The sequence below is a fragment of the Streptomyces dysideae genome (assembly GCF_001514305.1).
Taxonomy (GTDB): Bacteria; Actinomycetota; Actinomycetes; order Streptomycetales; family Streptomycetaceae; genus Streptomyces; species Streptomyces dysideae.
In genome coordinates this window covers 95,299-115,767 of record NZ_KQ949087.1, presented here as the reverse complement: position 1 = coordinate 115,767, position 20,469 = coordinate 95,299, and the positions used below count along the sequence as shown (strand labels likewise).

Annotated in this window: 15 protein-coding genes and 2 pseudogenes; 11 read left to right on the top strand and 6 right to left on the bottom strand. The window is 72.6% G+C overall.

Features of this window, described 5'->3' with window-relative positions; genetic code table 11:
• Positions 1 to 41: 41 nt before the first annotated feature.
• The 4 genes and pseudogenes from AQJ91_RS21415 (at position 42) to AQJ91_RS21400 (ending at position 3,534) form a co-directional block, all read left to right on the top strand.
• Complete coding sequence (locus AQJ91_RS21415; protein ID WP_067024072.1) at positions 42 to 620, top strand: PDZ domain-containing protein; 579 nt, start codon at positions 42 to 44, stop codon at positions 618 to 620.
• A gap of 50 nt (positions 621 to 670) precedes the next feature.
• Positions 671 to 1,307: pseudogene (locus tag AQJ91_RS21410) on the top strand (LysE family translocator).
• A 108-nt stretch (positions 1,308 to 1,415) separates the two neighbouring features.
• Positions 1,416 to 2,543, top strand: coding sequence for an aminopeptidase P family protein (locus tag AQJ91_RS21405; RefSeq protein WP_067024069.1), 1,128 nt, complete (start codon positions 1,416 to 1,418; stop codon positions 2,541 to 2,543).
• 49 nt (positions 2,544 to 2,592) lie between these two features.
• Positions 2,593 to 3,534 carry an aminoglycoside phosphotransferase family protein gene (locus tag AQJ91_RS21400; RefSeq protein WP_067024066.1) on the top strand — a complete coding sequence of 314 codons (942 nt, stop codon included), beginning with the start codon at positions 2,593 to 2,595 and terminating at the stop codon, positions 3,532 to 3,534.
• A gap of 362 nt (positions 3,535 to 3,896) precedes the next feature.
• Here AQJ91_RS21400 and treZ read toward each other — a convergent pair whose 3' ends face one another.
• On the bottom strand, positions 3,897 to 5,642 hold the full coding sequence (gene treZ, locus AQJ91_RS21395; RefSeq protein WP_067024063.1) for a malto-oligosyltrehalose trehalohydrolase: 1,746 nt from the start codon (positions 5,640 to 5,642) through the stop codon (positions 3,897 to 3,899).
• A gap of 127 nt (positions 5,643 to 5,769) precedes the next feature.
• Here treZ and AQJ91_RS21390 point away from each other — a divergent pair, with 127 nt between their 5' ends.
• The 3 genes from AQJ91_RS21390 to AQJ91_RS21380 all read left to right on the top strand — a co-directional run bounded on the left by AQJ91_RS21390 (position 5,770) and on the right by AQJ91_RS21380 (position 8,236).
• Positions 5,770 to 6,321 carry a DUF1707 and FHA domain-containing protein gene (locus tag AQJ91_RS21390; RefSeq protein WP_067024060.1) on the top strand — a complete coding sequence of 184 codons (552 nt, stop codon included), beginning with the start codon at positions 5,770 to 5,772 and terminating at the stop codon, positions 6,319 to 6,321.
• Positions 6,322 to 6,458: 137 nt separating this feature from the next.
• Positions 6,459 to 7,820: a M14 family zinc carboxypeptidase gene (locus AQJ91_RS21385; protein WP_067024057.1), complete on the top strand. Its 1,362-nt coding sequence runs from the start codon at positions 6,459 to 6,461 to the stop codon at positions 7,818 to 7,820.
• The gene (locus tag AQJ91_RS21380; protein ID WP_067024054.1) at positions 7,817 to 8,236 is read left to right on the top strand and encodes an SSI family serine proteinase inhibitor; all 420 of its coding nucleotides are present in this window, start codon (positions 7,817 to 7,819) and stop codon (positions 8,234 to 8,236) included. Before AQJ91_RS21385 ends, AQJ91_RS21380 begins: the two co-directional genes overlap by 4 nt.
• 45 nt (positions 8,237 to 8,281) lie before the next feature.
• On the opposite strand, the gene AQJ91_RS21375 is transcribed toward AQJ91_RS21380, so the two are convergent.
• The 3 genes from AQJ91_RS21375 to glgX form a co-directional block, all read right to left on the bottom strand.
• The gene (locus AQJ91_RS21375) at positions 8,282 to 9,532 is read right to left on the bottom strand and encodes a M14 family zinc carboxypeptidase (protein ID WP_067024050.1); all 1,251 of its coding nucleotides are present in this window, start codon (positions 9,530 to 9,532) and stop codon (positions 8,282 to 8,284) included.
• A 180-nt stretch (positions 9,533 to 9,712) separates the two neighbouring features.
• A complete protein-coding gene (gene treY, locus AQJ91_RS21370) occupies positions 9,713 to 12,073 on the bottom strand; it encodes a malto-oligosyltrehalose synthase (protein ID WP_067024047.1) in 2,361 nt (786 codons plus the stop codon).
• A gap of 93 nt (positions 12,074 to 12,166) precedes the next feature.
• Complete coding sequence (gene glgX, locus AQJ91_RS21365) at positions 12,167 to 14,284, bottom strand: glycogen debranching protein GlgX (RefSeq protein ID WP_067024044.1); 2,118 nt, start codon at positions 14,282 to 14,284, stop codon at positions 12,167 to 12,169.
• A gap of 183 nt (positions 14,285 to 14,467) precedes the next feature.
• Here glgX and AQJ91_RS21360 point away from each other — a divergent pair, with 183 nt between their 5' ends.
• The 4 genes from AQJ91_RS21360 (at position 14,468) to AQJ91_RS21345 (ending at position 18,844) form a co-directional block, all read left to right on the top strand.
• Positions 14,468 to 15,292, top strand: coding sequence for a Tat pathway signal sequence domain protein (locus AQJ91_RS21360; protein ID WP_067024041.1), 825 nt, complete (start codon positions 14,468 to 14,470; stop codon positions 15,290 to 15,292).
• 55 nt (positions 15,293 to 15,347) lie between these two features.
• A complete protein-coding gene (locus tag AQJ91_RS21355) occupies positions 15,348 to 16,661 on the top strand; it encodes a copper amine oxidase (protein WP_067024038.1) in 1,314 nt (437 codons plus the stop codon).
• Between the two features lie 102 nt (positions 16,662 to 16,763).
• Entirely contained in the window at positions 16,764 to 18,002 is a 1,239-nt protein-coding gene (locus tag AQJ91_RS21350) for an SAV2148 family HEPN domain-containing protein (protein WP_067024035.1), read from the top strand.
• Positions 18,003 to 18,121: 119 nt separating this feature from the next.
• Positions 18,122 to 18,844 carry a 3'-5' exonuclease gene (locus AQJ91_RS21345; RefSeq protein WP_067024031.1) on the top strand — a complete coding sequence of 241 codons (723 nt, stop codon included), beginning with the start codon at positions 18,122 to 18,124 and terminating at the stop codon, positions 18,842 to 18,844.
• 154 nt (positions 18,845 to 18,998) lie between these two features.
• On the opposite strand, the pseudogene AQJ91_RS21340 reads toward AQJ91_RS21345, so the two are convergent.
• Together AQJ91_RS21340 and AQJ91_RS21335 are read right to left on the bottom strand one after the other, a co-directional pair.
• Positions 18,999 to 19,495, bottom strand: a pseudogene (locus tag AQJ91_RS21340) (YbaK/EbsC family protein).
• On the bottom strand, positions 19,465 to 20,430 hold the full coding sequence (locus AQJ91_RS21335; protein WP_067024028.1) for a DMT family transporter: 966 nt from the start codon (positions 20,428 to 20,430) through the stop codon (positions 19,465 to 19,467). The pseudogene AQJ91_RS21340 and the gene AQJ91_RS21335 overlap by 31 nt, the downstream one beginning before the upstream one ends.
• Between the last annotated feature and the right edge of the window lie 39 nt (positions 20,431 to 20,469).

The following is a 20,469-nucleotide window of genomic DNA, read 5'->3' as shown; positions in this document are numbered from 1 at the left end:
GCGCCGGTGCGCCGGGTAGTCACCAGCCGGAGGCGATCCCGATGGAACAGACTGCGTTGCGTCCCAAGCCGATGCCCGGCCAGGAGCCCGGCGGCGGCACCAAGTCCCGCCCCGCCCGGCGCCCGCACGCCGCGCGCCGGCGCGGCCGACGGCTCACGACCCTGTTGTTGGCCCTGTTCGCGGGCATGGTCCTGGTCCTGTGCGGAGTCGGACTGGGCACGGTGGGCGCCACGGTGATCGGCATGAGCAGACTCGCCGAACTCCAGCGCCTGCAGCCGGCGCCGGATGCCACGGGGAGTGCGACCGTCTCGGCGTTGCACTCCAGCCCCTCGCCCTCCCCGACGCCGGCCCTCGCGGGCGCGACCATCGGCGTGCAGGCCGTGGACGCGGAGAAGTCCGGTGCCCTGGTCGTCGGCGTGCACGTCCCCGGTCCGGGGTACGCGGCCGGGCTGGTGCGGGGCGACGTACTCCTCGCGTTCGACCGGACCCGTATCGACTCGGCCGCCGACCTCGCACGGGCCGTCGCCCGGGCCCGGCCCGGCGACGAGGTCACGCTGACGGTGCGTCACCAAAGCGGCGGCTACCAGCAGTTGACGATCCTGCCCGGCGTCGTCACATGACCACGGCTATGAGGGTGCAGGCACCGAGAAAGGCGACGAGGGTGGTCAGCATGGGGTCGTGGTGGCCGTGCGGCCGCGCCTCGCCCGGCCCGAGCACGGTGCTGATCATCAAGCAGTCGCTGCGCAGCCGGCGCTCCGGCTTCCTGACCGTGCTCGGCAACGAGACCGGCGTCTTCGTCTGGGGCGTCGTCGCCGCGTTCGGCCTGTCCGCGCTGCTGACGGCGTCCGAGGTGGCGTACGACGTGATGCGGATCGTCGGCGCGGTCGTCCTCGTCGGATTCGGCGTCCAGACGTTGCGGCAGGCGCGCCGCGCCACAGGGACCGAGGAGAGCGGAGAGTGGGAGAGCGGCGGGCGCACCGGCTGGGCCGTCTACCGCGGCGGGCTGCTGCTCAACGTCGCCGGCCCCAAGGCGGCCGTCTTCGCCCTGTCCTTCCTGCCCCAGGTCGTGCCGGAGGGAGCCCCGCACCTGCCGATGGGGGCACCTCCCACGCCCTTAAGGCGGTGGGGGAGGTCGGCCTCGCCGCGCTGTGGGCGGTCTACGAAACCGGCTACTACAGCGTGTACGTGTGTTTCGTCGGACGTCTGAAGGCCGTGCTGTCCCTGCCGGAGCGCGTCGGCGCCTGAAGCAGGTCTCCGGGGGCGTGCTGCTGCTTCTTCTTGGTGTGCGTGTGGCCCTGGAGAGCTGAATCCGTGCCCGGCGGACCGTCCGAAAGACCCGCCGACCGGCTCGCGCCGCCCCCTCCGTACGGGCAGGATGCTGCCCGTAGTCCTTTCACGCGCCCCGGGAGGCCCGGATGACCGGCAGTACGCCCGTGCCCTTCACCGCCGACGACTACCGGACCCGTATGGAGCGCGCCGCGCGGGCGGCCGCCGACGCCGGGCTGGCCGGGCTCCTGGTGGCACCCGGACCGGACCTGGTGTGGCTCACCGGCTACACGCCCACCGCGATCACCGAACGGCTCACCCTGCTGGTCCTCGCCCCCGGCCGGGATCCCTTCCTCGTCGTCCCCACCCTGGAGGCCCCGGACGCCACGCACGCCGTCGGCGCACCCGCCCTGACCCTGCGCGACTGGACCGACGGCAAGGATCCCTACGCCGCCACCGCCGCCCTCCTCGACCCGAGCGGCCGGTTCGGGATCAGCGACAACGCCTGGGCGATGCATCTGCTCGCCCTGCAGAAGACGCTGCCCGGCACCTCCTACGCCGCCCTCACCGACGCCCTGCCGATGCTGCGCGCCGTCAAGGACGCCGCGGAACTGGAACTGTTGGCGGCGGCTGGAGCGGCCGCAGACGCAACGTTCGAGGAGATCCGGAAGGTTCCCTTCGGCGGCCGCCGCGAGTCCGACGTCGCCGCCGACCTCGCCGACCTGCTAGAGCGGTTCGGCCACTCCCAGGTCGACTTCACCATCGTCGCCTCCGGGCCGAACGGTGCCAACCCGCACCACGAGGTCGGCGACCGCGTCATCGAACGCGGCGACATGGTCGTCCTCGACTTCGGTGGCCTCAAGGACGGCTACGGCTCCGACACCTCGCGCACGGTCCATGTCGGCGAACCCACCGACGAGGAACGCCGGGTCCACGACCTCGTCCGCGAGGCCCAGGAGGCCGGCTTCCGCGCCGTACGGCCCGGCGTGGCCTGCCAGGAGGTCGACCGTGCCGCCCGAGCGGTCATCGCCGACGCGGGGTACGGCGAGTACTTCATCCACCGCACCGGCCACGGCATCGGCGTCACCACACACGAGCCGCCGTACATGATCGAGGGCGAAGAGCAGCCCCTGGTGCCCGGCATGTGCTTCTCCGTGGAGCCCGGCGTCTATCTGCCCGGCCGCTTCGGCGTACGCATCGAGGACATCGTCACCGTCACCGAGGACGGCGGTCGCCGCCTCAACGACACCACCCGCGCGATGGTCATAGTGGACTGACCCACCACGAGGAGCCCTCACCACGACCTCTAGTGACAACGGCGCGACCATGACCCAGGCACCGACACCCACCGCGGACACCGTCCGCCGACTGGTCCGTTCCCTGCTCAAGGACGGCGCCGACGACGCCGGACCGGAGGTCCGGCCCGCGACCGAGGGCGCCGAACCCGCCACCTGGTGGGTCGGCAGCCGCCATGTGCTGCGCCTCGCCCCCGACCGCGAGACCGCGGTCCGCCGGCGCCGCGAACTGCGCCTGCGCGAGCTCGTCCGCCCGCACGTCCCCGTCGCCGTGCCGACCAGCGTCGCCCACGGCGAGTGGGCGCCCGGACTGGCCTACACGCTGGACACCCGGCTGCCCGGCGGCTCCGGCGAGGAGCACGACGTGTCCGCCGTCGGCGAGGCCGACCTGGCCGGACTGCTCACCGGACTGCGTGAGGTGCCGGTACGGCAGGCCGAGACACTCGGCGTCCCGCGCACCGCCCCGCGCTCCCTGGAGGCCCTGCGCCGCGCCGCCCAACGCGCGGCGGGGCGCCTCGCCGACGCCGACGAGTTCGACCCCGTCCGCCTCCACCAGCTCACCCAGCCGGCCGCGGTCCAGCTCGCAGCCCAGCCCGGCACCGCCGTCCTCGTCCACCACGCCCTCGCCGCCGACCACCTCGTCGTCGGCGCAGACGGCAGGGTGCGCGGCGTCCTCGGCTGGACCGACGCCGTCGTCGGCGACCCCGCCGAGGACATCGCCGGCCTCGCCCTCGCCGTGGGCTCCCCGGCCGCGGTCCGCGCCGCCACCCTCGCCGGCTACGGCGCCCGCCCCTGCCTGCGCGGCCTCTGGCTGGCCCGCTGCGACGCGATCCTCCACCTCGCGGAACGCCTCGACGGCAAGGGAGCAGCACCCCTGCCCCTGCTGAGGGAACAGCTCCGACGCGCCTGGGAGGCGATCCTGCTGGAACGGGTGACGGAGCTGCGGGAGGACGACGGGGGCGAGGAGCTGTAGAGGGTGGGTGGCGTGGGCCGCGGGCCACTGTGCGGCTGGCTGCGCCCCGCCGACTGCGTGCGGCTGGTGCCGGCCCCTGCGGCATCTGGAGCGGGGTGACTGAGGTGCTGGAGGATGACGGGGTGAGGGTTGTAGGGGGCGGGCGGTTGGCCTTGCGCCGCAGGTTTGCCTGTGCGGCTGTGGCTGCGTGCCGCTGGAGCGGGTGACGGAGCTGCTGGAGGATGGCGGGGCCGAGGGGTTGTAGGGGGCGGGCGCTCGGCCGTGCGCTGCGAGCCCGCCCGTGCCGCTGGTCGCCTGCCGCCGACCTCGGTGGGCCGCAGGCCGCTTGGCAAGGGCGTCAGCGTCTGCGTCGCGCCCACACCTCAGGCCTGCAGCAGCACCACCGCCGACTCCCCAGGCACCTGCAGCGCCCCGTCCGCGCCCGGGGACTCCACCGGCTCCCACGCCGCCAGCACCCGTGCCTGACGGGGGCCCAGCGGGATCGCCGCCGGTTCCTTTGCGAGGTTGACGGCTACCCGGACGTCGCCGCGTCGGAAGGCGAGCCAGCGTTCCCGCTCGTCGTACGCCACCTTGATGTCCGCGAGGTCGGGATCGGTGAGGTCCGGCTGTTCGTGGCGCAGGGCGATGAGGCGGCGGTACCAGGCGAGTACGCGCGCGTGGGGCGCGCCATGGGGCTCGGACCAGTCGAGGCAGGAGCGGTCCCGGGTCGCCGGGTCCTGCGGGTCGGGAACGTCCTCCTCGGCCCAGCCGTGCGCCGCGAACTCCCGTCGCCTGCCCCGCCGTACGGCATCGGCGAGCCCGGGATCGGTGTGGTCGGTGAAGAACTGCCAGGGCGTGCCCGCCGCCCACTCCTCGCCCATGAACAGCATCGGTGTGAACGGTGAGGTCAGCGTCAGCGTCGCCGCGCAGGCCAGCAGGCCGGGGGAGAGGGAGGCCGCGAGCCGGTCCCCCTGGGCGCGGTTGCCGACCTGGTCGTGGGTCTGGCTGTAGCCGAGGAGCCGGTGCGCCGCCACGCGCGTACGGTCCAGGGGGCGCCCGTGCCGCCGGCCCCGGAAGTTCGAGTACGAGCCGTCGTGGAAGTAGCCGCCCGTCAGCGTCTTGGCGAGCGCGGCGACGGGAGCGCGCGCGAAGTCGGCGTAGTAGCCCTGCGACTCGCCCGTCAGCGCGGCGTGCAGCGCGTGGTGGAAGTCGTCGTTCCACTGCGCGTGCAGCCCGAGGCCGCCCTCCGCGCGCGCCGTGATGAGCCGGGGGTCGTTCAGGTCCGACTCGGCGATGAGGAACAGCGGCCGGCCCAGGTCGGCCGAGAGGGCGTCGACGGCCGCCGACAGCTCCTCCAGGAACGGGTACGCGCGCGTGTCCTTCAGCGCGTGCACCGCGTCCAGGCGCAGCCCGTCGATCCGGTAGTCCCGCAGCCACGCCAGCGCGCTCTCGACAAGGTACGCGCGCACCTCGTCCGAGCCGGGCGCGTCCAGGTTGACGGCGACACCCCAGGGCGTGTGATGCGTGTCCGTGAAGTACGGGCCGAACTGGGGCAGGTAGTTGCCGGACGGGCCCAGATGGTTGTGCACCACGTCCAGGACCACGCCCAGGCCGAGTTCATGCGCTCGGTCGACGAAGCGCTTGAGCGCCTCGGGCCCGCCGTACGGCTCGTGCACCGCCCACAGCGAGACACCCTCGTACCCCCACCCGTGCCGCCCGGGGAAAGGACACAGCGGCATCAACTCGACATGCGTGACGCCCAGTTCGACGAGATGGCCGAGCCGCTCGGCCGCCGCGTCCAGGGTGCCCTCGCGGGTGTACGTGCCCACGTGCAGCTCGTACAGCACCGCACCTGGCAGCGGCCGCCCCGCCCACTCGGCGCGCCACGCGTACCGCACCTGGTCGACGACCGCGCTCAGCCCGTCCGGCCCGTCCGGCTGGCGTCTCGAACGGGGATCGGGCAGCACGGGACCGTCGCCCAGCGCGAAGCCGTACCGCGAGCCGTCCTGCGCCTCCGCCTCACCCCACCACCATCCCGCTCGTTCCGGATCGCGCTCCAACGCGCGCGTGGCGCCTTCGCAATGGAGCGTCACACGATCGGCCTGCGGTGCCCACACCTCGAAACGCACGGACGGTTCCCCTTCGTCTGCTCACCGTGATGTAGCCCGTCCATGGTGCGTCAAACACGATCAATCCGCTTTCGCATCCTCCCGCGTTTTCTGGACACCCGGGGTCCGCTGACCGACAATCAGCTCCGTGACGTCGTCTTTCGAGTTCAACACGTACCCTGCGCGGTTGTCCGACGTGGAGCGCGACAGGGCGCTGAAGGTGCTCCGTGACGGCGTCGCCATGGGCCGGCTGTCGCACGACACGTTCGTGCGGCGCATGGAACTGGCCCTCGCCGCGCGCCGGTCCGACGAACTCGCCGCGCTCACCGCCGACCTGCCCACCGAGAGCCGCTTCTCGCGGCTGGTGTTCGGCTCCGTCGAGGCGGTCTCCGGCTTCACCGTACGGCTGCGCAGGGCCTGGCAGGCCGAGCGGCTGCCCAAGCTGCTGCTGCCCCACCCGGGCAACGGCCACGCCCTGCGCATCGGCCGCGACCCCGCCAACGGGCTGCGGCTGACCCACGAGACGGTGTCCCGGGTGCACGCCGAACTGAGCCGCCAGGGCGGCATGTGGGTGCTGCGCGACCTCGGCTCGACCAACGGCACGACGGTGAACGGACGGCGCGTCATCGGCGCGGTCGTGGTCCGCGAGGGCGACCAGATCGGCTTCGGCAGGATCTCGTTCCGCCTCGCCTCGAACTGAGCCCAACCTTAGCTCTGGCCTTGGGTTTACGGGGTGCGCCGATGAAATCCCTTTGCTTTCCGTGGTGTTGACGTACCCGTCAACTCGTGACTGACTGTGCGTACACCATGCACACCAGGTGAACCGACGGCACCACATTGTGGAGGTGTGCCCTGCCGCCACTCCTCCGCTACCCGACCGTCGACGAGCTGGGCGCCCGGGCGGCCGCGCTCGTCGCCCGCCGTCCCCGTGACGCCCGGCTGCGCCGAGTGGGAACCTCCCGCGCGGGCACACCCCTGTGGCTGCTGTCCGTCGGCCACGGCAGCCGCCAGGCCCTCGTCGTCGCCGGACCGCACGCCAACGAACCCGTGGGCGGCGCCACCGTCCTCAGACTGGCCGACCGGGTCCTCGCCGACCCGAGGCTGCGCGAGGGCGCCGACGCCACCTGGAACATGCTGCTCTGCCTCGACCCCGACGGCCTGCGCCGCAACGAGGGCTGGCTGCACGGCCCGTACACCCTCGGCCGGTACTTCCGGAACTTCTTCCGGCCCGGCTTCCTGGAGCAGCCGGAATGGCTCCCAGACGGCGCCGACGGAGCCGTACTGCCGGAGACCCGCGCCCTGCTCGACGTCCAGGACGAACTGCGGCCCTTCCTGCAGTGCTCCCTGCACGGCGTCGACGTCGGCGGCGGCTTCGTCGAGCTCACCCACGAGCTGGACGGACTCGCCCGCCGCGTCGCGCACACCGCGGCCCGCCTCGGCATCCCGCGCGAGATCGGCGCCTACGACACCCTGTACTGGCCCGGCCTCGGCCCCGCCGTCTACCGCATCCCCCGGCCCCGCCGCGGCGACCTGGCCGCCGCCATCACCGAGGCAGCCGTCGAGTCGACGTGGTTCCACCCGTACCGGCACGGCACGGTCACGGCCGTCGTCGAGGCCCCCATGTGGGGCGTACCGGCCGTGGCGGACGGCGAACCGCCCGCCGACGCGGCCGCCGTCCTGCGCACCGTCAGCCACACCCTGCGGCACGACGCCCGGCAGCTGGAACGCCTGCTGGAGCGACTGCGGCCGCACCTGCCCGCCGAACCGGACACGGCCCGTCTGCTCGCCCCGGTCGACGACTATTTACTGGTCTGCCCCGGACTTGCCGACGCCTGGGACCCCGACATCACCGACGGGCGCCCGCTGCCGCCGCTCAGCACCGGCCACCTGGCCGCCCTGCGCATCGCCGGACGGCGCCTCGCCCTGCGCACCGCCGGGCTGCTGCACCAGCTCGTGACGGGCGCCGGGAGCGATCCGGCCGGGGTGCTGCCGGAGCTGGACCGGCTCGTCGACGCATGGTGCGCCGACTACCGCGACGGCTGCGGGGCGCGCTGGATACCGGTCGCGCGCCAGGTGGAGTACCAGGCACGCGTGGTGCTCGCCACATTCGAACTCGCCGGGCGATACGCGCCCGCCGGCTCCCGTTCGGGTGAGTCGGGGTGGAATGCCGGGGCAGCCGTGCCGATGCATCGGGAATGACGTACTCCATCACAGCGAAAGCGGTACCGGCCGGCCTGCTCGCGGCGGCCTCCCTGCTCGCCCTCGGCGCCGCCCCGGCGCAGGCGACCACCCAGGACTCCCTCCCGGGCAACTGGCTCTTCCTCACCGTCACCAAGGGCGACGCCCGGCACAGCGACACGCGCGGCACCCTGCTGATGTGCAACCCGCCCCAGGGCCACGGCAAGGCCGCCGAGGCCTGCGCCGAGCTCGAACCGGTCGGCGGTGACATCGTCGGCCTCCGGCCGCAGGACGTCCACTGCCCGATGATCTACGCGCCGGTCACCGCCCACGCGCGCGGGCAGTGGCAGGGACAGCCCGTCGAATACCAGGAGACCTTCTCCAACGCGTGCGTGCTGGGCGCGCGCACGGGATCGGTGTTCGCGCTGGACGCCTGACACGTCTGCCGTCGCGGGCCGCACGCGCGCGTGGAGCGGCGGGTCCTACCCCGCCCGGTCGCGCGCGCGCAGCGCCGCCGCGACGACCGTCCGGGACTGGTGCTCGACCTGGTGCTCCAACGGCACCCAGCGGGCCCGGAACCGCTCGGCGAAGGAGTCGCTCCAGGCCGCCACGAGCCGCTCCAGCCGCGGCGCCGCCCGGTCGCCGGTCTCTTCGAGCACTCGGCGCAGCATGGACGCCGCCCGCAGCGGCAGCCGGCGCCCGAACGCGTCCACACTGCCGACGTACGCCCGGGTGTGGTCGGCGGGCGGCGTGTGCATCCAGTCGGCGGCCAGCCCCGGCACCAGCTCAAGACCCCACTGCGCGGCCCGCAACAGGGGCCCGTCCACGCCCTCCAGGCGGGGCCGCGCGTCGGCGAGCACCCGCTCCACCTCCCGCGTGTCCCGCAGCAGCCGGCCCGCCAGCCGCCGCATCGCCAGGGCCGGTGCCGGATGCGGCGCCGGATCGTCCACCAGGTCGCTCGCCCACATAGGCACCTCGACGACCGCGGTCAGCCCGCCGTACCGGTGCACGTGGTACCAGGTGCTGCTGCGCGCGTCGTCCGGCATGCTCGGGTACGCCGCGCCCGCGTCCGGCGCCGGCATCACATACACCCCGGGCCCGGCCGCCGGCCAGCCCACCGCGTCCGAGGCGCCCGTCTCCACCGGGATGTGCAGCTCCGCCGCCGACTTGGCGAACGGCTCGGCGAGTCCCGGCACGTCCTTCGTCAACTGCACCCAGCTGCCGCCCAGATCGGTGCCGTGCAGGGTCACCTGGAGGTAGGGGCGCAGTGCGTCGATGACACCGGTCAGCGCGCGCGTCTCGGGCGGCAGCCGGTCGGGCGGCAGCGCCGCCGGTGCCCACTCCGGCTGCTCCGGGCCCGCCGGCCGGAAGAAGCCGAGATGGTAGTCGAACAGGCCGCGCGGGGCGGGCGTGACATGCAGGCTCGCCCCGTCGGGGTCCGCGCACAGCAGGAAGTGCCAGGAGATTCCGTGCCGCAACTCCCGCTCCTGCACCACGTGTTCGGCGACCGCGAGGAGCGTCGCGCCGCCCGTCGGCTCGTTGGCATGGGCGCCCGCGACCACCAGCACGGCACGTCGGGCATGCCCCACGGACAGCAGATGGAGAGGCCGGCCCGCGCGGGAGACGCCCACCTGCTTCAGTACGCACAAGCCGGGTCGGTGAGCGGCCAGGACCCGGGCGGACAAGACGAGTTCGGGGACGGTGGGGTAGCGCAGCTCCGGCAGGAGACTCACCCCCGTCACATCCGCCCGGCTTCGCAATCCGCAGTACCCCACGGTCTCCGTGACGTGTCAAGGACATCACGGGGGAGGCTCCCGGGGGCGCCCAGAGGCATATACCGCCAGCAGGTACGGCCGTCGGCACCGCCCGGAGTGCGAGGCCCGCCGGGCCCGGGGGAGCGGGCCCCGGCGCGCTCAGGGAGCGCCGACCCGCTCCAGCAGCGCCACCGGCAGCCCCTCGAACAGCTCCGCCACGCGCGCGTGCCCCGTGAACTCCCGTCCCGGATCCAGCACATCGGCCCACCGCCCCGGCGGCAGCGGCAGCACCGTGTCCCGCCAGCCGCCCGCCTCCGCCAGCCGCAGCGACAGCCGCGTCACCGCGGTGAGCACCTCGCCGGAGCGCACGAACGCCACACAGTGGGCGGCCGCCGTACCCTCCGCCGCCAGCGGCGTGTACGTCGCCGAGTCGCCGAAGACCTCGGGCCGCCGCCTGCGCAGCCGCAGCGCCGCCGACGTCACCGCGCCCTTGTCGCCGGGATCGGCCGGCGGGAAGCGCACGGCACGCCGGTTGTCCGGGTCCACCAGCGCCCGGTACTCGCCCTCCGTGCCCTGGTAGAGGTCCGGCACACCGGGCATCGTCAGCTGGACCAGGGCCACGCCCAGCACATTCGCCCGGACGGGGGACGCCAGACTGCTCCGGAAGGCGGTCACGTGCTCGCCGGGCGCCCCGCACGGGCCCGCCGCGACGAACGCCGCCACCGCCTCCTCGTACGCGGGCTCCTGCTCGGTCCAGCTCGTGTACAGCCCGGCCTCGCGCACATGCTTCAGCAGGGACCCCTGGACGCGTCCGGCGTCCGTCTCGCCCAGCCCGAACACCGTCTGCCAGGCCGCCCACGCCAGCTGCGCGTCCGGCACGCCCTCGCCCGCGCGGGTCACCTCGGCCAGGACGTCCGCCCAGCGCTCCGGGCACTCCGTCAGCACGGCCAGGGCCGCCCGCACATCGGCACTGCGCTTGGTGTCGTGCGTCGACACGACCGTCCCCGTCACCGGCCAGTCGCGCTGCACGCGCGCGCAGTAGGCGTGGAAGGCCTCCGGGGCGACGGCGGGACTCCCCGGGCTGCCGCCCACCTCGGTCGCCGACAGCAGCGGCACATACCGGTAGAACGCCGTGTCCTCCACGGACTTGGCACGCAGCGCCGAAGCGGTCTGCGCGAACCGCGCCCGGAACTCGGCGGCGTCGGCGCCGGGTCCGGCACCGGCCCGCCCCAGCACCAGGTCGCGCACCACGTCGACCGCACCGGCCTCCTCCGGGTCGACGAACGCGTGCCGGGCCCGCGCCGCGGCCTCCTCGGTGACGACGAGAGCCGCGTCCCCGGACGCGTACGGCCGGTAGACCTCCAGCCGGACGAGGAACTCCTGCAGCGCCGTCCGCAGCGCCCAGGGCGCGCGGTCGCGCTGCGCGGGCTCCGGCGACGTGCCGCACACCCGGTCCGCCACCCGCGTCAGCCGGTCCATCTCGGTCGCCAGCTCGTGCGTGAGCACCTTGTACGCCGCCCGCCGCGCCGTCGCCGCCCAGTCCCCGCCCCGGTCCGTCTGCGGGGCCGCGAACCGCCGGTACTGGCCGAGCAGTTCCCCGCAGCCCGCCGGATCCGTGAAGAGGCCGTCGATGTGCCGCAGGGCGTCGTAGCCGGTGGTGCCGGCGACGGGCCAGGAGGCGGGCAGCCGCTCCCCGTCCGACAGGATCTTCTCCACGACCGTCCAGCGGCCGCCGGTCGCCTCATGCAGCCGCTGAAGGTATCCGTCGGGGTCGGCGAGGCCGTCGGGATGGTCGACACGCAGGCCGTCGATCACGCCCTCGTGGACCAGGGCCAGGATCTTGGCGTGGGTGGCCTCGAACACCTCCGGGTCCTCGACCCGCACCCCGATCAGCTCCGAGATGCTGAAGAAACGCCGGTAGTTGAGTTCCGTACGGGCCAGTCGCCACCACACCGGGCGGTACCACTGCGCGTCCAGGAGCTGCGGCAGCGGCAGCTCCTCGGTGCCCTCGCGCAGCGGGAACACGTGGTCGTAGTAGCGCAGCACGCCGCCGTCGACCGCCAGCCGGCCGAGCTCGGCGCCGAGCGGCTGCCCGAGCACCGGCAGCAGCAGCTGGCCGCCCTGCGCCTCCCAGTCGATGTCGAACCAGCGCGCGTACGGAGACTTGGGGCCCTCCCGCAGTACCTCCCACAGGGCGCGGTTGTGGCGCGGGGCCATGGCCATGTGGTTCGGCACGATGTCCACGACCAGGCCGAGGCCGTGCTCCCGCGCCGTGCGCGCCAGCGCGCGGAGCCCCTCCTCGCCGCCCAGTTCCCCGCGCACGCGCGCGTGGTCCACGACGTCGTAGCCGTGCGTCGAACCGGGCACGGACTCCAGGACCGGGGACAGGTGCAGATGCGAGACGCCGAGCGAGGCCAGGTACGGCACGGCCGCCGCCGCGGCCCCGAACGGGAACTCGGGCTGCAGCTGCAGCCGGTAGGTGGCCGTGGGCACCGCGGGGTCAGGTCGCTCAGGTGTCATGGAATCCTACGTACCCGCCCTGCCGCCCTTCGTGTCATCGTCCCCTCCACGTGCGCCCGTGCGCGTGCCCGATCCGAGTGCGGACCCGCCCTCCTAGACGGGCCGCTGCAGCACCGTCATGCTCCGGTCCACCAGCCGCAGCCGGTCCCCGGCCTGCACCTTCACACTCGTGTTCTCCGGTACCCCGTCCGTGCGGGCGGTGTCGACGACCACCTGCCACTGACGGCCGTGGTTGACGGGGACGACGAAGTCCAGCGTCCTGGGCGAGGCGTTGAACATCAGCAGGAACGAGTCGTCGGCGATGCGCTCGCCGCGCGGGCCGGGCTCGGAGATGGCGTTGCCGTTGAGGAACACCGTCAGCGCCGACGCCTGCGACCGGCCCCAGTCCCGCTGGGTCATCTCCTTGCCTGCCGGCGTGAACCAGGCGATGTCCGACAGCTCGTCGTGCGTGCCCTCCACGGGCCGCCCGTGGAAGAAGCGCCGCCGCCGGAAGACCGGATGGTCCCGGCGCAGCCACACCATCGCGCGCGTGAAGTCCAGCAGCTCGGTGCCGGCTCCCTCGGTGTCCGGCCACTGCACCCAGGCCAGGTCGCTGTCCTGGCAGTAGGCGTTGTTGTTGCCGCGCTGGGTGCGCGCGAACTCGTCGCCGTGGCTGATCATCGGCACGCCCTGGGACAGCATCAGCGTGGCGACGAAGTTCCGCATCTGGCGTGCGCGCAGCTCCAGGACGTCCGGGTCGTCGGTCTCGCCCTCCGCCCCGCAGTTCCAGGACCGGTTGTGGCTCTCGCCGTCCCGGTTGTCCTCGCCGTTGGCCTGGTTGTGCTTGTGGTTGTACGAGACGAGGTCGTGCAGCGTGAACCCGTCGTGGCAGGTCACGAAGTTGATCGAGGCGAGCGGACGGCGGCCGTCGTCCTGGTAGAGGTCCGAGGAGCCGGTCAGCCGGGACGCGAACTCCGCCAGTGTGCGCGGCTCACCCCGCCACAGGTCCCGCACGGTGTCGCGGTACTTGCCGTTCCACTCGGTCCACAGCGGCGGGAAGTTGCCCACCTGGTAGCCGCCCTCGCCCACGTCCCACGGCTCGGCGATCAGCTTCACCTGGGAGACCACCGGGTCCTGCTGCACCAGGTCGAAGAACGACGACAGCCGGTCCACCTCGTGGAACTGCCGGGCCAGGGTGGCCGCGAGGTCGAAGCGGAACCCGTCGACGTGCATCTCGGTGACCCAGTACCGCAGCGAGTCCATGATCATCTGCAGTACGTGCGGGGACCGCATCAACAGGCTGTTGCCCGTCCCCGTGGTGTCCATGTAGTAGCGCTGGTCGTCCGTGAGGCGGTAGTAGCGCGCGTTGTCCAGGCCCCGGAAGGAGAGCGTGGGGCCCAGGTGGTTGCCCTCGGCGGTGTGGTTGTAGACGACGTCCAGGATGACCTCGATACCGGCCTCGTGCAGCGCCCGCACCGCCGACTTGAACTCCAGGACCTGCTGGCCGCGGTCGCCCCAGGAGGCGTACGCGTTGTGCGGGGCGAAGAAGCCGATCGTGTTGTAGCCCCAGTAGTTGTTCAGGCCCATGTCGACCAGACGGTGGTCGTTCACGAACTGGTGTACGGGCATCAGCTCCAGCGCCGTCACGCCCAACTCGGTGAGGTGCTCGATGACCGCCGGATGCGCCAGGGCGGCGTAGGTGCCGCGCAGTTCCTCGGGCAGCCCCGGGTGGCGCATCGTCAGCCCCTTCACATGGGCCTCGTAGAGCACCGTGTGGTGGTACTCGGTGCGCGGCAGCCGGTCGTCGCCCCAGTCGAAGTACGGGTTGACCACGACCGACGACATGGTGTGCGGCGCCGAGTCCAGGTCGTTGCGCCGGTCGGGCGCGTCGAAGTGGTAGCCGTACACCTCCTCGCCCCAGTGGATCGAGCCGCTGATCGCCTTGGCGTACGGGTCGAGCAGTAGCTTCGCTGAGTTGCAGCGCGGACCGCGCTCGGGGGCGTACGGGCCGTGCACCCGGAACCCGTACCGCTGCCCCGGCATGACGCCCGGCACGTACGCGTGCCGCACGAACGCGTCGCTCTCCCGCAGTTCCACCGCCGTCTCCGAGCCGTCGTCGTGCAGCAGACACAGCTCTACTCGGTCCGCGGCCTCCGTGAAGACCGCGAAGTTCGTGCCGGCGCCGTCGTATGTGGCACCGAGTGGATACGCCTCTCCAGGCCAGACCTGCATGGATACGACTCTTTCAGGTGGCGCGCGCCGTCGGGGGCGCCTTGGCCCCGAGTCTCCCCGAAAGTGATGGAACCTCCTATGACTTACGTCCCTCTTACCGGTCGACCAGTGCATACGACGTATGCCGAACCTGTGGGGCAGACACGTACTCCCGGGAACACGCGGGGAGTAAAAGGGGAAGATGTGCGCAAGACAGTGCATCGCCATCTGGGAAAGGTGATGGCCGGCGCCGCCATAGCCGTGGCGGGGACCGCCGTGATGATCGGGATCACCCTGCCGGGGACAGCGGGGGCCGACGACACGGAAGGGAACAAGGCGGGCGGTCAGTCCGCGCAGCAGGCGGCCGAGGGCCAGGGGCAGGGCACGGCGGCCGTCCAGCCCGGCGTCGTCGAGGGGGCCCCGGCCGAGGGTGACCGGGGCAAGGGCCAGGACCCGCTGACCGACGACGAGATGAAGCGGGTCGAACAGCTCGCCGTGAACCGGCAGCTGCGCGACGCCGGCGAGAACGTGGCGGGCGAGCGCGGCCCGCAGAGCCTCACCGTCGACCTCGCCGAACCCGAGGCCGCGGAGGTGGACGACCCGAACGCACCGCGCCGGGCCCAGGTGACGTTCTACGACTACAAGGACGACACCCTCGTCACCAGGACCGTGAACCTCGAGACCGGCGAGGTCGAGCGGACCGACACCCGGCGCGGCGTCCAGCCGCCGCTGAGCCGTGCCGAGTACGCCGAGGCGGCCAGGCTCCTGATCGCCGACCCGCTCGGCGCGGGCCTCAAGGCGGACTACAAGGACGCCACCGACAAGGAGCTCACCTCCCCGGACCAGCTGCAGCTCAGCGGCGCGGTCTACCGGGCGGTCCCGGGCGCCCAGCCGGCCGTGCTCGACCAGTGCGGCGAGCACCGGTGCGTGCGGCTGTTCCCGAAGATCAAGAACGGGTCCTGGATCGACGCCCGGTACCTGGTGATCGACCTGAGCGCCCGCAAGGTCGCCGCGCTCGACCGCGACTGAGCCGACGTCCGTTCACTTTTCCACCTTACTTCTCCTGCAAGGGAGCCACTTCTTCATGCACGTCAACAGAATCAGCCGTGCCCGCGCGCGGACGGCCGTCGGCCTGTCCGTGGCCGCGCTGGCCGCCGGTGTGACGACCGGCGCGGGACCGGCCACCGCCCAGCCGAAGGCCGCCCCCGCGGCCGCCGCCGACTGCAGTGCCGCGTACCGCATCGAGCAGAAGCTCTCCAGCGGCACGACCTGGCGGATGTGCTGGCGTTACGACAGCCTCGCCGGACTCGTCCTGAACGACATCTCCTACCGGCCCAAGGGCGAGATCAAGCGGATCAAGGTCCTCAACAGCGCCCGGCTCGGTCAGATCCACGTCCCGTACGACGACGGAAGCGTCGAGTACGACGACCTGACGGGCTTCAACTTCGCCCAGGGCCTGATGAACCTGGCACCGGGCGAGTGCCCCGGCGGCACCATCAAGACCGTCAAGGTCCCCGACGCCTTCACGGAGGACCCGAACGTCAAGGGCCTGTGCACCACCACCCGCTCCCGTGGCCACGCCTACCGCATGCAGGGCGACAGCGCGAACAAGGTCTACCAGGCCCAGGGCAAGGACCTCCTCGTGTACACCGTCAACCAGGTCGGCTGGTACGAGTACATGACCGAGTGGCGCTTCCAGGACGACGGCACCATCACCATGAACGTCGGCGCCACCGGCAGCCTCTCCTACGACGACTACGACGCCGGCGACGGCCGTGGCTGGCCCATCGGCAAGGGCGACAAGGCCAAGGCCACCAGCCACAGCCACAACGTCTTCTGGCGGCTCGACTTCGCCCTCGACGGCTCCACCAAGAACCGCGTCGAGCAGTACGACTCGGCCGTCACCGCGCCCGCCCAGGGCCAGCAGGCCTCGACGATCAAGACGACCCGCACCAAGGTCACCAAGGAGCTCGCGGGCGACTCCAAGGCCTACCGCTGGTGGCGGGTGGTCAGCGCGACCGGCAAGAACAAGGACAGGCACCCGCGCTCGTACGAGATCGTCCCCGGCGTCACCACCAAGTACCCGGGCCGCGGCTTCACCAAGCGCGACCTCTATGTCACCCAGTACAACAAGTGCGAACTGTTCGCCAGCAACAACCCGGGCTGCGCGACGAACCACCCCCAGAACGTCGACAAGTGGGTCAACGGCCAGGCCCTCACGCACCCGGTGGTCTGGATGAACGTCGGCTTCCACCACATAGCCCGGGACGAGGACCAGCAGCCCATGCCGATCCACTGGCAGGGATTCTCCATCGCCCCGCGGGACGTCACGGCTATGAATCCGCTCACTCCCGCGGAGGTCGGCTGGCAGAACGGCCACTGGCGACCGCGTAGTTGAGAAACGACCTGTCCATCCGGCTGCACCGCCGACCGCTCCCGGAGTACCCTTCCTTGATCGTTGAGACGGGGAGAGCTCGGGGGAGCGGAAGGCGGTGCGCGGGTGGGCTCGGGAGGGCTGGAGTTGCCCCCTGGTGACGAGGGTCACGAGGGGAACTCCGCAGACGTCCCGCCCGGCACGGTGTCCCTGGCCCGGCCGATGGACGCCGGTTCCATCGGGCCGGAACTGGACTGGGACGCCGACGCCTGGCGCGAGGTGCGTACGCGCGCCCAGCGAGCCGGCCGGGCCTACATCTGGCTGAACCTCGTCGAACAGCGGCTGCGCGCCGTCGTGGCCGCCGTCCTGCGCCCCATCTACGAACCCGTCCACGGCGACGACTGGGTGGTGGCCGCGGCCGGACCCGCCGGCCAGGAGTGGGTGCAGCGGGCGGTCGCCGTCCGCGAAGTCAGCCGCCGCAAGGGCTACTTGCTCGACCCGGCCGACGACAACGTCCTCAGCTTTCTCACGCTGCCGCAGCTGCGCGAGCTGATGGTGCAGCACTGGCCGTGCTTCGAGCCGTACTTCGACGACCGCCGGGACGTCGAACTCGCCCTGGACGAGCTGGAGGTGACCCGGAACATCGTCTCTCGCAACCGGGCGCTGTCCGAGGCCGTCCTCGGCCAGGCCGAACGGGCCTCGGCGCGGCTGCTGGAGATACTCGGCGCGGGCGGTGACGTGCCCTCCGCACGCCGGCTGCCCGTCGACGCGGTCGAGGACCTGGTCGGCGACCGGTACGCCGACGTGGTCGCCGTCCATTCCGACCGGGTGCGGCTGCTGCGCCAGTTCCCCGCCGAGGACATCTTCGGCGGCGCCCGCCGCGTCGACGCCATCGGCATCGGCCTCAACCTGCTCGTGCAGAACTTCTCCGGCCGCCGGCTGGTGCGGCTCGCCGAGTCCGGCTGCCGGGTGCGGCTGCTGTTCCTCAACCCGGCCTCCAGCTCGGTCAAGCGGCGTGAGCGTGAACTCGGCATCAGGCGCGGGGAGTTGAGTCGTGCCGTCGAGATGAACATCCTGCACATGCGTCGGGTGCGGTCGCGCCTGCGCGATCCCGGCGCCTTCGAGATCCAGGTCTTCGACGAGACGCCCCGCTTCACGGCGTACCTCGTCGACGGGGACGGCTCGGACGGTGTCGCGGTGGTGCAGTCGTATCTGCGGCGGACGAGGGGCCTGGAGGCGCCGGTGCTGGTCCTGCGGAACGGAAACAAGCTGGTCAAGTCGGACGTGATGGAGGAAGGCGGGCTCTTCCCCACGTACCGCGAGGAGTTCGAGCTGATGTGGGCTGATTCGCGGCCGGTGTCCTGACCTGCCCCATGTTCTGGTGGATGCCGCCGCCGTAAGCGGAACGCGGTCCTCTGATTGTCAGTGGCGCATGGGAAGGTGGAGACCACTGGGGGAAGCACCACCGAGAAGGGGGACGGCCCATGGGCTGGCACCGGGAGCTGCTGATCGGCTTCGACCTGGAGACGACCGGGACGGATCCGAGCGAGGCGCGCATTGTCACGGGAGCCGTGATCGAGGTCAGGGACGGGCAGCCCATGGGGCACCGTCAATGGCTGGCTGACCCGGGCGTGGAGATCCCGGCGGACGCGGTCGCGGTGCACGGGATCAGCAATGAACGCGCGGCCGCGGAGGGCTGCCCGGCCGACGAGGTGGCGGACGCCATCGCGGACGTCCTCGTCACGTACTGGAAGACGGGCGTGCCGGTCGTCGCCTACAACGCCGCCTTCGACCTGAGCCTGCTCTCCGCCGAGCTACGGCGACACGGCCTGCCGTCCCTGCGCGACCGCCTCGGCGGCATCGACCCCGCCCCGGTCATCGACCCGTACACGATCGACCGCGCCGTCGACCGCTACCGACGCGGCAAGCGCAACCTCGAAGCGGTCTGCCAGGAGTACGGCATCACACTCGACGCCGCCCACGACGCCTCCGCCGACGCCCTCGCCGCTGCCCGGCTGGCCTGCGCGATAGCCGTTCGCCACGCCAAGGTCGCGGCCCTCGGCCCGGCGGAACTGCACCGCCGCCAGATCGAGTGGTATGCCGAGTGGGCGGCGGACTTCCAGAGCTTCCTGCGCCGCAAGGGCGAGACGGACGCGGTGATCGACGGCATCTGGCCACTGCGGGAGCCGGCGGACGAGCCGGTGTGAGCTCGCCGGGGCGCCGGCTGGGGCCGGGCGGCGGGGCGGGGCGCGCGGACCGAGCGATGAGCGGCCGGCCGGCTGGGCGGGCCGAGTCCTGGCGGCGCCGTCCGCCGCGCGGAGGCCGACGCCGTCCGACTCCTGCGCGCCGGCGCCCTCCCTGTCACACCGACACGGGCCCCGCGATGCGTTCCACCCTCGGCTTGGCCGCGCGCTCGTAGTCGGCACCCGAGAGGAGCAGGGACCGGTCGAGGCGGGCCGCGTTGAAGTACAGCTTCGGCTGGGCGACGACGTCCGGGTCGGCGACAAGTTCGAGGTCGGGGTCGAAGGCGAAGGGCAGCACCGTGCCCGGGACGGCGCGGGCCAGGCGTTCGGCGGTCTCCGCGTCGCTGAAGCCGACGTAGCGCGCGGCGAACAGCTCCCGGACGGCGTCCAGGTCCACGCGCCGGTCGCCGGGCACGACCGCCAGGACGTGGCGGGTGGTACGCCGGTCCACCTTCACCCGCAGCACGATGCACTTCGCGGCCTCCGACATCGGGTGCCCGCGCAGTGCGCAGACCTTGTCGGTGGTGCCCTCGGGCTCGTGGTCGATGAGCGGTAGTCGACGGAGGAGGCGTCGAGCAGGGAGATCAGGTGCTCGTAAGTGTCGTGGGACGGCATGCGGGGTCCTCTTCGGTGACGGGGCTGGCTGGGGTGGGCGTGGAGAGCTGAGCCGGCGGCGGGGTGCGGTGGGCGCGTTCCACCGCCTGGCCCCAGTACGTGCCGGCGACCATCAGGGCCGCGCCCAGACCGGTCAGCGGCGTGAGGTGTTCGCCGCCGAGGGCGATGCCCACCGCGACGGCCCAGACCGGTTCCGAGCCCAGCAGCAGACTGGCCCGGCTGGCGGAGCTGCGCTGCACGGCCCAGGTCTGGGCCAGGAAGGCGAACACGCTGCAGAACAGGGCGAGATAGAGCAGCTGCGTCCAGGTCGCCGGGTCGGCGCGGGCCAGCGTCGGCAGGTCGTGGGCCGTGACCGGCAGGAACAGGGCCGTGCCGACGAGGGTCTGCACGGTCGTCAGCTGGAGCGGACGGATCGCCCGGCCCGCGGTGAGGCGGCCGACGAGCACGACATGCACGGCCCGCACCAGCGCGGCGCCGAGCATCAGCAGGTCGCCGAGGCGCGGAGCCTGGAAGCCGTTGCCGGCCATCAGCAGGCAGACGGCCAGGACGCACACACCGGCGGCGGCGAAGAAGGAGACGGGCAGCGGACCGCGGCCGCCGCGGTCGAGGAGCGGGGTGAGGACGATGGTCAGGCTGATGATGAGAGCCGCGTTGGCGGCGCTGGTGTGGGCGACGCCGTACGTCTCGACGACCAGGACCGCGGCCTGCGTCAGCCCCAGGGGCAGACCGGCCCGCAGTTCGTCACGGCTGAACCGGCGCGCCCCCCGACGGACGGAGACCAGACCGACACAGGCGAGCGCGGACAGGGCGTAGCGCGCGAACAGCACCAGCACGACGGGCAGCGCGGCGGTGGCCGTCTGGGCGGACAGATAGCTGGAGCCCCAGACGAGCGCGACAAGGAGGAGTACCGCATCGGTACGGCGGACGTCGGACACCCGCCTACGGTGCACCGGCGAACACCATGAAGCCCAGTA